The organism is Moritella dasanensis ArB 0140, assembly GCF_000276805.1.
Taxonomy (GTDB): domain Bacteria; phylum Pseudomonadota; class Gammaproteobacteria; order Enterobacterales; family Moritellaceae; genus Moritella; species Moritella dasanensis.
The window spans coordinates 42,720-56,212 of the sequence record NZ_AKXQ01000009.1; the positions used below are offsets into that span (position 1 = coordinate 42,720).

Annotated in this window: 12 protein-coding genes; 8 read left to right on the forward strand and 4 right to left on the reverse strand. The window is 36.8% G+C overall.

What is annotated here, in order from left to right; translation table 11 throughout:
• Positions 1-774 precede the first annotated feature (774 nt).
• Positions 775-1,479 carry a hypothetical protein gene (locus A923_RS0109130; RefSeq protein ID WP_017221364.1) on the forward strand — a complete coding sequence of 235 codons (705 nt, stop codon included), beginning with the start codon at positions 775-777 and terminating at the stop codon, positions 1,477-1,479.
• Positions 1,480-2,140: 661 nt separating this feature from the next.
• On the opposite strand, the gene A923_RS23090 is transcribed toward A923_RS0109130, so the two are convergent.
• The 3 genes from A923_RS23090 to A923_RS0109145 all read right to left on the reverse strand — a co-directional run bounded on the left by A923_RS23090 (position 2,141) and on the right by A923_RS0109145 (position 4,780).
• Positions 2,141-3,328, reverse strand: coding sequence for an 8-oxoguanine DNA glycosylase OGG fold protein (locus tag A923_RS23090; protein ID WP_017221365.1), 1,188 nt, complete (start codon positions 3,326-3,328; stop codon positions 2,141-2,143).
• A gap of 82 nt (positions 3,329-3,410) precedes the next feature.
• The gene (locus A923_RS22635; protein ID WP_157532806.1) at positions 3,411-4,178 is read right to left on the reverse strand and encodes an AbaSI family restriction endonuclease; all 768 of its coding nucleotides are present in this window, start codon (positions 4,176-4,178) and stop codon (positions 3,411-3,413) included.
• Positions 4,179-4,213: 35 nt separating this feature from the next.
• Positions 4,214-4,780: a hypothetical protein gene (locus A923_RS0109145; RefSeq protein WP_017221367.1), complete on the reverse strand. Its 567-nt coding sequence runs from the start codon at positions 4,778-4,780 to the stop codon at positions 4,214-4,216.
• A gap of 137 nt (positions 4,781-4,917) precedes the next feature.
• Here A923_RS0109145 and A923_RS22980 point away from each other — a divergent pair, with 137 nt between their 5' ends.
• Positions 4,918-5,070, forward strand: coding sequence for a hypothetical protein (locus A923_RS22980; RefSeq protein WP_017221368.1), 153 nt, complete (start codon positions 4,918-4,920; stop codon positions 5,068-5,070).
• A 48-nt stretch (positions 5,071-5,118) separates the two neighbouring features.
• On the opposite strand, the gene A923_RS0109155 is transcribed toward A923_RS22980, so the two are convergent.
• Positions 5,119-6,111, reverse strand: a complete 993-nt coding sequence (locus A923_RS0109155) for a helix-turn-helix transcriptional regulator (RefSeq protein WP_017221369.1) — start codon at positions 6,109-6,111, stop codon at positions 5,119-5,121.
• A gap of 253 nt (positions 6,112-6,364) precedes the next feature.
• On the opposite strand from A923_RS0109155, the gene A923_RS22520 reads away from it, so the two are divergent.
• From A923_RS22520 to A923_RS22770, 6 genes are all read left to right on the forward strand, one after another.
• Positions 6,365-7,717, forward strand: coding sequence for an ankyrin repeat domain-containing protein (locus tag A923_RS22520; protein WP_017221370.1), 1,353 nt, complete (start codon positions 6,365-6,367; stop codon positions 7,715-7,717).
• Positions 7,718-8,542: 825 nt separating this feature from the next.
• Positions 8,543-8,890, forward strand: coding sequence for a hypothetical protein (locus A923_RS23165; RefSeq protein ID WP_202800837.1), 348 nt, complete (start codon positions 8,543-8,545; stop codon positions 8,888-8,890).
• Positions 8,891-8,999: 109 nt separating this feature from the next.
• On the forward strand, positions 9,000-9,569 hold the full coding sequence (locus tag A923_RS0109170) for a hypothetical protein (protein WP_017221373.1): 570 nt from the start codon (positions 9,000-9,002) through the stop codon (positions 9,567-9,569).
• 258 nt (positions 9,570-9,827) lie between these two features.
• The gene (locus A923_RS22640) at positions 9,828-10,814 is read left to right on the forward strand and encodes a cold-shock protein (protein WP_017221374.1); all 987 of its coding nucleotides are present in this window, start codon (positions 9,828-9,830) and stop codon (positions 10,812-10,814) included.
• Positions 10,815-11,657: 843 nt separating this feature from the next.
• Positions 11,658-11,933, forward strand: a complete 276-nt coding sequence (locus A923_RS0109185; protein ID WP_017221376.1) for a hypothetical protein — start codon at positions 11,658-11,660, stop codon at positions 11,931-11,933.
• Positions 11,934-12,147: 214 nt separating this feature from the next.
• The gene (locus tag A923_RS22770; RefSeq protein ID WP_017221377.1) at positions 12,148-12,822 is read left to right on the forward strand and encodes an HNH endonuclease; all 675 of its coding nucleotides are present in this window, start codon (positions 12,148-12,150) and stop codon (positions 12,820-12,822) included.
• The last annotated feature ends 671 nt before the right edge of the window (positions 12,823-13,493 follow it).

A 13,493-nucleotide genomic window follows, 5' to 3' on the forward strand; every position in this document is an offset into this window, starting at 1 on the left:
ACATGTTTATTACTTTGCAAGCATACCTGAATTTTACGCCTTAAAACGAGAAATTCCAGTTGTGTGTCTGAGTATATTTATATTAATAAAAAGCGACAAGACAAACTTACCAACCAAACACTCTATACCAAAACCGCCGAGTGTAACGCGTCGCCCTTGATAACTTCGTTAAGTGTTATTTCTCAGTTAATATTTTTTTCTTTTCAGTTTCAAACTCTGCCTGAGTTAAAGTACCGCTATCTAAAAAACATTTAATCTTTGTTAGGCGATCATATTTATCAGTTACCGTAACAGCTGTTTGAACCGCTTCTTTATCAACACATACAAAAATTATTTCTATTCTTGGAAAGTTACCGAGAATATATGGTGGCGCAGCAGTATGTTCTCAATTTCTAGGACTTGGCTATCAGAAATATTAGAATCTAACAGGCCTCCGTCCAAGGCTCCATCATGAAGAAAGTTCAAACACAGAGTTCATAAACCACAGCTAAAATTAAATACAAATAATTTAGAATCATTGCTGAATACTTATTTTAAACATAGCGTTGAATCACAAAAATATATTGACATTTAAATTTAAATCATTAATGTATTAACAGTGCTAGATTGAGCCTACGGTATGTCATTCGTAAATCAATTTCAATAACTCTAATTAACACTATTTATCACATAATGAACTTAGTTCATAAATATAGATATGCTCATAAAATGACATATTCTCATACCTATATTTATATTTATATTTATATTTATATTTAAACTAAGGATAAAATTATGTCTGCTATGTATTGTTCCGCAATAATAACCACACCAGAAATTTTTAAACGTTCAGTAAAATTTCTGTTTCAAAAAACTAATCCAAAAACGCGATTACTAACACTAAACCAGTTGTATCAATCGATTTCAAAATCTTGTGGTTTTAGTTCATTCCAGCAATTACAGCGAGCTCCTGAAATTTTCATATGGGTCAATGAAATTACATCTCTAATTAATGGTGTTGATGAGTCGGAGAGTCTCGATATTTCGAGCTCGGAGATTTCAGATTTGTTTTCGTGCGATATTATGCGATTCGAGAATAACGGCGGTATTGGTGTTCTAATATTCAATGATAACGTTGTGTGTAAAATACCAATATCAACAGAGAGTAAACCATATTATGCAAATGGCATAGTTTATGATCTTCCTATCAATCGTGGAATCCACATGTCCTCTGAAAATTGGAATGATTTTATTTATCGAGTTCAGAAACAGATAGATAATATCGATATCGATATCGATATCGAAGATTTTATAGAACTTGAATGGAGTACTACTGATTTTACTGATTGTGATGAAATCTATCTAACTAACTATGAGAACGCATACAAAAATGACCTGGTAGATCTTACTGAAGGGCAATTTCGAAAACTCGTTTGTGAACAATCAATTTATTCACCAGCTTGTGCAGTCTATGAGTTGCTCGATATAGATAGAGAATAATTAGCATAATGCGTTATGTATTGTAGTTAATTGATATTTAACCTCCTGTCTGGAGGTTTTTTGATCTTGATTTAAAATTGAGTGTTTGAAGATCTGACATGACTTAAACAATGAACTACTACGTACATTTTATACACCGTGTAAACTGTAATGATGTAATGGCTCCTAATTAGATGCGTATTGTAATATGGGATACAAGTCGCTACAGGGGAAAAAGCGCGTGTGCAGTTGTGATATGAAAATCACTCCAATTACTCACATGAGAAAATGTATGGTAAATTGAAATTAATATATTGTGAGTGAATAACAGCTCTATACAGAAAGGGGCAAAAGCGGCTTATAATGATCACTCGAACTCAGAAAGCGGCATTTTCAAGTTACGATCTCTAATTGAACTGCTATTAGTAAATTCTAACGATTTACTTTTTCTAGATTCATTAAAATAGGTATTTTAAAAGATTACTATTCAACCCCTATACCGAACCCTTTACTTGGTCCGCTTCGCGAATTGCTACCAGTACCCTTCTTGACTTCATACTTTGCATTCAGTTTTTCGAACCTTTATTAAGGTACATATAAACAAAAAACCTGCTAGTAAAAAAGCTCAGTGCATTCTCACTGAGCTTTTGACTACTACAAAGTAGGCTTAACGTTGTAACGGCTACTTCTGTGCAACTAATGAAAAGGTACGGTTGTCATTCTGACTGACAATTAAGTTCACCCCGAACTCTGCTGTGAACCTAGCCCGTCGTTGTACGTTTGTAATATATCTTTCACGATGCTTAGGGAGTTCACCGTAAACAAAAAATGCGGCAATCGCATCATAAGCTGCTCGATATTTGTCTTTCGCTTTTGAAGTGTCCCAAAAGCCATACTGTTCTTGAAGCGTATAAGCCAAATCACGACAATTAATATCTTCCCGAGCGCTTTGTTCAAAATAGCAAATGAGCATGGGAAACAATTGCTCTTGAGTTGGGGCTTTATCCAACGTCTTAAAGTGTTCTGCGAACCCCTTTAGATCGACAGCAATTGCTAAGGGGCTTGTCGAGACTTTTTCTTTTGGCTTATTTACGCTTACTGTCACTGGAGAGCCGAATACACCTAAGCTATGAGCAGCAACAAAAGACTCAAAATAAAAACGGGGATTATTATTCGTTTTATCTTTAGAGCGATGAGTACCAAATATATAGCTTTCTAGTTGATTCACCTCCACCCCGCACTCTTTTGCCCATCGATTCATCCGTAGAACAAAATCGTTAAAAGCAACTCTGCGAGTGGCCGACCTCAATTTAACCTCAACGCCTTCTACTCGAGAAATATACTGTTTTGCCAATTGATCATTTCCCTCGTCAATCAACAATGCGCAGTATGCGAGTTTCGTCCACTTATCAAAAATAGGAGGGATAATAGCCAAGGTATCCGCAGCGGCAATGAAAAAAAACAGCTTGGTAAAATACGCATCGCCTAGTCCTTTTAACTTCCCCTCTCTTTCCATGTAGTTGTACGCTTGTGAAAATTTCTGTTGTTCTAATAACTGTTTAACAACGGATACGATACTTTCTAACCGTTCCGGAGTAACGTTAAGTAATTTGGTTAGGTTGTCACCGGTGACACCGCCCGTAGAAATGCCCCCCCAAATCATCGCAGCAAAAAAACCTTTATAGTAATTCTGATTTTCAAAATATACCGTAACTTGTTTCCGGCCAATGTAACCGTCTGTACACTCATCTAAGATTTCATCGATAACATCATAAGTGCGGTACTTAAAGTAAGAATTTGCAATTTTAAAGCTGGGCTGTTGAATTTGTTGTATGTTTTCGATATTATTTTTTAAAAATGAAGGGGTCATCTTGAACCTTGTTTAATCAATAAGTAATGGGTAGCAGCCGGCTAAATGCCGAAATTGAGCAATGGTCTAAAGTCGCCTATCATTATCGATTAAGCAACTGATTTAAAATGTTTTTCAAATATTCAAATACTTCATCGTTAGACTTTTGCCCCTTGAAGTTTTCGATCACTTTATATTTATTTCCAGTCGTATTTTTCCAGTCTGAAAGCTCTAGTGACAAAAACTCCGGAATATTTTCTGCGTAATCGGTTACGAGAAGTTTGGGCTTTAAGCTCTTTGTGACGATCAAGCATAATGTTAAACCATTAAAGTTAACCATAAATCCCACTTCTCCATTAGGAGGCGTTAATGGGGTTCCTATATGGTTGGTATCTACCATAATATCCAGTTGCTCAAGGTCTTCTTGTAAATGAGTTAAGAAATCAAATGCCCCTACTTCTTCTAGCTCTTCTCTTTTCTGTTTAGAATATTCGCCTTCTTTTCTTACTTTTATTTCTATCGTCCACTCTGATGTTGAGATGCTTCTTACCCTTTCTATCAGCTTATCGACTTGCTCATACACTGACTTCTTGATATCAATCCGGTAAAACTCACACCCAAGCTTGTCTTGGATATAGTTTTCGCGAATGATATCGTCTTCAATTTGAAAGTCATGGTGCGCTTCATCAATTTCAACTACTAAATTCAAATCGGGGAAGTACCCATCAACCAAGTACGGGCCAATCTTATATTGCGATAACAGCTTTACATCCCTCAATGAAAAATGAAGAGCATACATGACGATCGACTCCCATCTTTTGTGACTGGTTTTCGTATTCTGGTGAATGAATTTCTCTATTTCTGTTGCCATAATGCTTTCGGTTAACCTTCTATACAAAGTAAGAATTAGACGCATGCTTCCGCAAACGTAAGTAATAAATTGCTTCCATCATCAGGGATGATAAGGCAATTCATTGTCTTAATTTTAAAACGGTTTTCACCCAATTCCGTCACTCGTTGAAAATCATCAATACTTCCATTGCTATCGCGGTGTATCACGTAACCTAAAGACCAATATTGATAATTGAGTAAGTGACCTTTCTCACTGGGTGCGAGAAAAATGTGGGCAACACGGTAGGTATTTACGATAGATTCTAACTCTGAGGGTGCCACGTTGATCATACCATTTCGGTGGTATATATCACTCAGTAATGGAATAAATTCAGCTGCGCTACACTCAGCAGCTTTTACATAACAATGCGTCGCGGGAACATCAATGACTGGCTTCCACCACAACGTGGCTTGTTGGCGTTTTGAAGCCCAATTCATAACCTCAGGAACCGAATCTCGAATATCAATAACGACAAAGGCCGGACTATTAGGGCTGATCGCACTTATTTGCCCTGGAGTACGAATAATCAACTCATCTGTTTCGTGTTGTTGACCTGGTGTATCGGTGATCCACAGTAGCATTTATACTCGCCCATATAATTTTAAGGTCTTTAGTGTAAATCGGCAATGCGTCATGAGATGTCGTTTTAGTTCAAGTCAAAGGTTGACGCAATGATATAGATAATAGTGTCTACATTATCAATTAAGAGTGCAATGCAATGAAAGAATATCTGATCACATACACACTGAACGGCCGCCGAACTAAATGTCGAGTATGGGCATATCATGTAAGTGATGCTTATAAACGAATTCGTGATGAAGAGCCGCCAAAAAGCCAAATTGGCTGGATTAAATCAGAACAACTTAAATAAAGACTCCCACCTTCAATTCAAGGGCGTTATAAATAACGCCTTTAGTTGCTATCGATATTGACCTACCGCTTTTTCTAAACTTTCAGCGAGTTCATTTCTCAAAAAATCTGGGCTCATGACTTCACTAATGTCAGAAAGCGACATTAACCACCATTTCAATTCTTCGGTATGGTTTACTTTTGCTTTTACAATGAAGTGATAAGGATCCGGGTAGGTGACTTCTTGTTCTGGGTGTATTGGCGTTTCAAGCAGGTGGTAACCTTCGACATAAGACACTTTCAGTTCAAGTGTGATCTCACTGTCTTTAGGGAAACTCAGATTACCGCTTTCAATATAGGTCGATAAATCGAAATCTTGAACAGGATTTTGCGCGGAAGTCATTAACTCTACGTCTTGAATTCGATGCAATACAAAGTGTCGATAATCACCACTTTCTTGTAATGTTGCAATGAGATAATAAACGGGACCACGAGTGACAAGGCCCAATGGGTTTATTTGATACTGCTTACTATACCTTGGTGGGCGCGGACGATAATTAATCACTAGCGGCAGCTGATGGATCAATGCTTTTTCGACAACCTGCATCACATTGTCATCAATGAACGGCTTACAAAGCTGGAAGCCTGGCGATAAATTAGCAATGCGCGACGGCCAATGATATAAAGGGTTTTCAGGTGCAACAGCAAATTTTTGTGTTGCTTGTAAGAAGAAACCTTTCAGGTTGTCATGCACTTGCCTAGGCAATAAATAATGAGATTGCTCACTGAGCATATTAATTGCAAGTGCAGTGCTTGGGGTCATCTCCAACGAAGCATCGCTCACGCCTTGAATACGAAACCAACGATGTGGCCTTACAGTATCATCACAACTCAAAGGATGTTGGCAGCATAATATTTCAATGTCTCTTTGTAACATCCGCATATTAATGTCAAAACCATCATTATTCAGCTTGTCGCTTAACTCTCGAGTGGTCGTATAGTGTGGATCTTGGGGAATATAACGGAGTATCGCCATATGGCGCAGTGTTCGGGTATCAGACATAATTTCTTCAAGGTAAAAAGAAGACTTCTGGTAACTAAAGGCAAATGTCTTCCTACAAGGTTCATCAATGAATACATATTAATTGATTTAAAAAGAAATGTCCCATCCAAGATTGTTTTATTGAAACGACATTGGGTGTCGCTTTATTAGCGATAATACTTCGTTTGATACTCACTAATAAAAAATAGTCAGGGATCACCTTTAGATATACTCTAAGGTCCCTTTTTAAGAAACTGCTACATAAGGAATATAAATGAAAGCTGAAGTCATGAAAGATGATAGTCCATCATTATTTAATGAACTCATAAATGCGATTCAAACTAATAATGGCAAACTTGTTTCAGATTTAATTGCACGAGATGTAGACATTGAAGAGAATGATAATCAAGCATTATTACTGGCTTGTCAGTTAGGTCACGACCTCATAGTAGAACTTTTAATAGACGCAGATGTAGATATTCACCAAAACAGTAACGAAGCACTCTGGTTAGCTATAATAAATCACCATACTGCGATTACTGCCATCTTATTGGCTAACGATGCCGATATTTTAGATCGTAATGGGGATATTTGGAAAGAAGCGACCAAAGCCAATACTTCACCCGAAGAATTAACCACGTTCGTGCAGCTTTGCATTAAAAGTGAATCTGACATAGATTACGAGACCCTATTAGACAATTCCCTTAGCCAGGGAAACCTCCGATTGGCGGATACACTCGCAGCATCTCTTCCAAAAGAATCATGGCTCACTGCTACTCTAATAGCTCTAGACCACGGCAATGGAACTATTGCTAAGCTGTTTTTAGACAGTGGCGTAGATTTCGATCAAGACAATGAAAAGAGCGCAGAAGCGTACTACATGGCTTGGTTTAAAGGCTGTAAGTCGCTCCTTCCTCAACTTTATGATAGTGGGGCAATAATATCAGGGGCGCTAGATGAATATATTTACGCTAGTTTTGTAAGTGTAAGCTCTCTCGATGCTGAATTTCTAACTGAACTACTTAAGCTTTCTAAATTTGAGATTGAAGTCTGTGAATCCATAGCTGATATAGCTATCTCTAATAAATTTACCCGTTTGGCGATGGAAACGATAAAACACCTAGCTAACCACTCAATTTCACTTAGCTCTATTTTTTACAGTGCAATATTACGTGATGCAGAAGAACTATACCCCTTATTAATGGAGCTAAAAGCAGATATTTCATTTACACCTAACGATTATGACTGGCTAAATGATTTTGTCGTTAGTGACTCAACCGATCGTGATTTACTCAAATATCTGTTAGCCCACGTGGGACCTCATGGAATGCTGGAATATGACAATTTAATAGACAAGGCCATTAGCGACAAAGACTGGCCTTGGGTAAGATTTCTGGTTTGTTTTGGAGAAAAGCCCTCTGTAACTTATGCTCTCGACATGACTGTAAGTGATCTAATTGAGACGGTAGAAAATGACAAAGCCTATCAATTTTCTGTCTTGCTTCAGGCAGCAGAACTAGCCGGTGGTTGGGCCGCTCGCAATGTCACCCAGATGTATATGGAAGGAGTAGGAGTTGAACAGAATAAAGAACAAGCGGATCATTGGCGAAATGTTGGATGGGCTTGACCCCACAACTTGATCACCGCAGCTCTATACCTCACTCTCTTTCAGATAAGTTCTCGTATGGCTAACTCGCATTAACAGGATGTGAGTTAGCTTTTGCTCTTACGGATTTCAGGGCGAAATCGGCTTAGAGCGAACAACCAAATCCTTTCTTGCGCCCTTAATGGCTGAGTGATTATTCTAAGGCACAATGGGGGTGTTTGTGCGTCAGCTATTTACTATCTAAAAAAGAGGGACATTGCGCCTTAGAGTGTTGTCGGTTGAGGCTAATTCGTGATTTTATTCATTACTTTTAATCATATTTTCTTAACCTTTTTCACCCTACCTCTATACTCCGTATTTAGCTAAAAATACATTATGTCGAGTTTTACCAATGTTTTTTGAATATTGCGCGTTATGTACTGAATTTATCTTTCAAAGATAAGTAAATCAACTTGTTACATGCGTTACGTTTTAATAGTGAGGTCTCGTTGTTTTTGCATATGAGCATGCTCTTATTTCTGGGCTAATCTATGTAAAAGTTATTAAATGTATTTAAAATCAGTATAATAAGGTTATTTTTATAAAATGAATATTTTCATGTACGCAGTTGCACGATTAAAATGTTAGTTTATTTATCAACATAGGTGTTTCATGGTTAAAAGTGATTTCAAGTTTATAACTGACTTAGTAACGAAGTTCTTCAATCAAGCACATATCATCCGGCGAATGAATCTGATTCACAGCAATGATATAACAGGTTGGGAAATTTGGCTTCAAGTTGAATTTGCTATGTTTATTGAGGATCAAATTGAAGTTGATCAATGGTTGAGATAATTTCAGTATTCTATGGATAAACGCTCATCAAAGAATAAACAGTATATGGCAATTGACTTCCTTATCCGTAAGAAGCGAGCTAAGTTGAATCAATATATTGCGTTGGAAATCAAGCAAAATAAAAGTGCAGCATCGTGCATCCGAGGCATGATGGAAGACGTTTGTAAAATTAGCTTAGTTAGGGGAGCTGAAGATGATATTCGTAGCATGTGGTCTTTGGGGATTCATCATGCCCTGTCAGAAACAGAGCTCAAGAATGCAGTTATAGATTATGCGGATGACTATAATGTCGATTTAGCGCCAAATTGTATTATGACGAAAGAGATAAAAGACACCAGATTCGCATTTACCATTTTCTAAACTAACAAGTCATTTAAAAGAAATAAAAACAGCGGACGATCTAGCGATGCTGGTATTTTAGCACACAATTTTTAGATTCTTAATGAGGCATTATATTTTAAGGTTAGTTATGATAAATAATATTAGAAATGCATTTAACCGAACATACTTACGCTACGTTCACATTCTAAATAAATATTATCCGGCTCATAAATCAACAGGGTTCACTGAGCGTAACTTAACAAATAATTTCGTAGCCGCAATGGAAAATGAAATTGGTGAAAATTGTATATCATGGTTTGAAGCCCCTATTAGTTTAGAGAATAAAGCACATATTGATGCTGTAATATTTACTGATAACACAACGATTCTTATTGAAGCAAAGCGTTTTACTTCACCGGAATCAAAAGTCAATAGTGTCAAATCTGATATTGAAAGAATGCACCTTAGTAGTTCGATTGAGTTATTAGAAAAGGGGCTGATTGATAAAGTTGAACCGAGAAAGCGCTATTCCATAGTCTTGGCTGATGTTTGGACTGAAAATAATGGAAAAAAAGAGCTTTTTGAAAACTGGCCAAAATGTTTATCCGATGAGGAATTTGCTTATTCAGATAAAATAAGTTTTGGTGGTTTGCACTCTCAAGAATTTTGGAAACATAACTACAAACTATTAATCGCAGTGAACGAAATTCAAATATAATGGGGGCGTAAGCGCCTTAGTGTCCAGTTAAAAGATGGAAAAAATTTATGTTCATAATCGAGTGTAGTAAGCGGTTTCGATGTGAAAAACTACACCAATTCCTCACATGAGCCGTTAAGGTACTATATAAGCCCTCCGACTTGGGTTTCACGGTTGAGACATGGAAGTCGAAATAGAATATCTCTCTATCTTGGAGTAGAGGAAAGTAATATTTTCATCTACAATATCAGTAACTTAATAAATATTAAAGAGAAATAAATGTTTGCATCATCAGAGAAGGAATACTACCAATTAATGGAGCAGGTGAAAGCAAAAGGTGGTACGTGCTTAACTGATCTTCACGACAGAGAGAAGAATCGAGAATTAGATATTAAATATGGTGTCGAGACTCGTGGATATGATGAAACTAGGTGGTTCAGAGTTGATAGCAACACAATGGCACGCTTTAATATCAACTCAGGAAAAAATGCCGATTATAATTCTTATTTAGTAACAGAACATAAAGCCGTTAATTTTTTGCATGAAGACCCGCTGGTGAAATTGAAGTACGGAAATGTCATAAAGTATAGCGATAGAGGTTTTGGATTTATAAAAGATACAGCTTCATCAGACATCTTGAAGAATGAGTATTTCTTTCATATATCTGTTGTTAATAAGTTAGGTATTGAATCTGAATTAATTAACCTCACTTCTGATTCAAATATAAGCTTTTGGTTTATTGTTGAGAAAACAGAAAAAGGCATGGCGGTTAGTCAAGCATGGACAGATGCTAATTCAATACCGGTCGAATATTTAGTGGAGCTTGCAGAGCAGATGGCTGTTAAGCAACCTCTTCAAAGTAGCAAAAGTCCGACATTAAATAAGTTACTGGAAAATTCTAAAACTAATCAAGAAATAAAACCTAATAAAATAGTTACTTCACAAACCTTCAATATCTTTGATAACCCACGCTTTTCTGATCTACGGTTGAAATTAGATTATCGTGTTACAAACGAACAAATTAAAGAAATTAAGCAATATGTACGAATTTATAAAACAGAGCGTTACTCTAAACATCATGAAGTGAATACATATATCACTAAAAATCAGGTCTGGGGCCAATTTTCAAACATTCGTTCTATGAATGATCATGGTAATAGTAAAACTGTTCCTGGTATTTTGCCTAAATTCTACAGTATTGTATGTGAAATACTTTCAATTAGTGGTGATAACGGTGCTCCGTTGTTGAAATCAGAAGCTTACTAATGTAATGAACTGTAGTGAAATGGTTAATCAGCACTCCTAGTCGGAATATTTTTTGATCTTGGGATCAAATCGTCCATACACGGCCTATTGAACTTAATACGCATATTTTCCGTTATCTCACCTAGATTATTTTCACCATATTGGAGAAAGTTGAATTGGACAATAATTAGCCAGAAAGGCATATTTGTATGCGCTCTCAATAACATGACTGCGTTACCAGCAACCTATATATGTAGTAACTCAAACTTGTTTACTTTTAACATCCAATTAAAAGATTGAAAACCATTTACGCATTACGGGCACTCATCATTGGGTGCTTGAGTGGTTGTGATATGAAAAACTACTCCTATACCTCACATGAGCAAATATATAGTGAATCGATATGAACATATTGTGAGTGATCACAGTGAGTGAGTAGCGACTGTGAGTAGCGACTCTAAGTTGATTTGGGGCACATACCGCCTTAGAGTGTTGAATCTAATGTGTTATTTTATTCATTACTTTTCTATCCCAAAATCAATTATTCTCTTACGTGATTTACCTGTTGTATATACAGGTATAATGAAAATAGTACCAATTTCCTTTGTTTACTTCTCATTTTTCATAGTCAAAAGTCTTAATTTCACCGCAATAATGACTCTATCGTTCTGATTTAATTGGATTTATACTTTTGTCATGCGTTCATGATAGGTCTCTATAGATCCAAGTCTTAGTTTCACGCAAGTACCAGGTTAGATCTATAACTCAGTTGTGCTACTTATCCTATTGATTTTAAATTGTTATTAGGAGTATTATAATTGCCTAACGTCTTATTTCACATTAAATATATATATAGGAATACCTATGAAAGTAGATAAAAGTAAAACTAGAATTATTAATGACACACACTCTTTTGAAGTCGGAATTTCGAGTTGGAATGATGAAGAGAAATCGATTCGGTGTCGTTATAATGCCCCTGATTCTGGTCGCTTTAGTCCACACGGATCAAGTGAACTACCGTTAAGTGATTTGCAGCCATTAATTGAGGTTGCTGCTGAGAATGATCTATTAAACATCCCTGAATGCGCAGCCATCATTGAAGCATTATCAAAATCCATTGCGAATCAAAGTGTAAAGTAATTTACCTAACAAGTTGCTGCACTCGGACTTCTAAGGTATATAGATGTAAAGTTAAAGGACATATTAGAGTTATCATCTGGCATTAAATAAGCCTAACGAGGGTTTTCAAGTCGGACTCGTAACAGTTTCCTCGGCTCCACTTCGTTTCACATTTTAACAAACTATTACTTGCCGCTTAAAACGGCGTTGGTATGTATCAGAGGACGGAGAAGTTATGAAGGTTACCGGGAAGGTTCTATGTCCGAATGAATATGCAGACAAAACAAAATCCGTTGAGATTAGCTTTCACTCTAAACAAGAGCATATGCTTCCTTTTGTGCGAAATGGAGCAGTAAATATTACAATTTTGGTTGATGACCAAAAGTATATAGCTAGAATCAGGCACACAGATAAGAATGGATGTTGGATCTCCCCAGATTTAAAGCAGCCAACAGCTAGGTTGTCTGATGTGATATTTGAAGCGGGATTTAAGAAAAATGATGAAATATCCATAGAATTAAATGGAAATATTGCAAGCGTAGTAACAAGTAAAGGCAATGCAACTAATGTGTTTGAAGATGAAATCGAAAGCCCAGAAAAATACACTGAAGGAAGCGTAAAGCAGTTATATGTAAATGCTTATGAACGAAATTCGTTGGCACGCAAGAAGTGCATTGATCACTATGGGACTTCTTGCATAATATGTGGATTTAATTTTAAAGAAGTGTATGGGAATGAAGCAGAAGGATTTATTCATGTTCACCACATAAAGCCACTACATCTTATAAATCAAGAGTATACCGTGAACCAGATAGAAGATCTTCGCCCAGTGTGCCCAAATTGTCATGCATATATCCATTTGGGTGGCAAATGTCGCAGCATTAAGGATGTTGGAATCAGCAAGAAATAATACGTATAACACGGCGATCCAGCCGACGCGCCAAAGGCGCGCGCGGCTGAGCTGGGGCGTTGGTATAAGGCTATGATATGAAAAAAGAGTGTCCTATTTGCGGTAAGAGCTTTGATAGAAAGAAAATGCTTGTACATATAAAAAAGCTCATAATGGTTGGGCTGGAATTAAAGAAGCCAAACAAATACTTAATGAAATTCAACCAAAACCCTTAGTTTTAAGTCCTGAACAACGAAACTGAACAACGAAAGTGTCTATATTGTGGTAAGAATATGCTTCCCAAGCACCTTAAAACGCATATTGAAGAGTGGCACCCTAAAGAATTCGAACAAGATTATCCTTTAACGCCACGGCAGATGTTAAACAAGGCGGTAAAATCTGAGGATCATAATTACTCGAGAGATCTCCTCGATTCTCGAGAAATTGTGAGCGGAGGGGGATTTGGTGTAGGTAAAGGTAAGAAATAAATGCCTAACATATCGTTTAAGAGTGACTCCCAAACGGATGCTATTTTAGCTTTGTCCAATAGTGTGGTACACGTTGGTCGCACCTTAATGCGGCGTTATTAACCATTAGAAAAAGGGCTCTTCTCCGCTTAGGTGAGTCGATTCATACGAAAGATCATAAATAGCACTATCATTTACAACACTTCTTTGTTTGTGAATAAGTGA

Bases quoted from the DNA above. Each gene is read 5' to 3' on its own strand.
- A923_RS0109130 (WP_017221364.1), top strand. From the start codon at position 775: ATGTCTGCTATGTATTGTTCCGCAATAATAACCACACCAGAAATTTTT.
- A923_RS23090 (WP_017221365.1), bottom strand. From the start codon at position 3,328: ATGACCCCTTCATTTTTAAAAAATAATATCGAAAACATACAACAAATT.
- A923_RS22635 (WP_157532806.1), bottom strand. From the start codon at position 4,178: ATGGCAACAGAAATAGAGAAATTCATTCACCAGAATACGAAAACCAGT.
- A923_RS0109145 (WP_017221367.1), bottom strand. From the start codon at position 4,780: ATGCTACTGTGGATCACCGATACACCAGGTCAACAACACGAAACAGAT.
- A923_RS22980 (WP_017221368.1), top strand. From the start codon at position 4,918: ATGAAAGAATATCTGATCACATACACACTGAACGGCCGCCGAACTAAA.
- A923_RS0109155 (WP_017221369.1), bottom strand. From the start codon at position 6,111: ATGTCTGATACCCGAACACTGCGCCATATGGCGATACTCCGTTATATT.
- A923_RS22520 (WP_017221370.1), top strand. From the start codon at position 6,365: ATGAAAGCTGAAGTCATGAAAGATGATAGTCCATCATTATTTAATGAA.
- A923_RS23165 (WP_202800837.1), top strand. From the start codon at position 8,543: ATGGATAAACGCTCATCAAAGAATAAACAGTATATGGCAATTGACTTC.
- A923_RS0109170 (WP_017221373.1), top strand. From the start codon at position 9,000: ATGATAAATAATATTAGAAATGCATTTAACCGAACATACTTACGCTAC.
- A923_RS22640 (WP_017221374.1), top strand. From the start codon at position 9,828: ATGTTTGCATCATCAGAGAAGGAATACTACCAATTAATGGAGCAGGTG.
- A923_RS0109185 (WP_017221376.1), top strand. From the start codon at position 11,658: ATGAAAGTAGATAAAAGTAAAACTAGAATTATTAATGACACACACTCT.
- A923_RS22770 (WP_017221377.1), top strand. From the start codon at position 12,148: ATGAAGGTTACCGGGAAGGTTCTATGTCCGAATGAATATGCAGACAAA.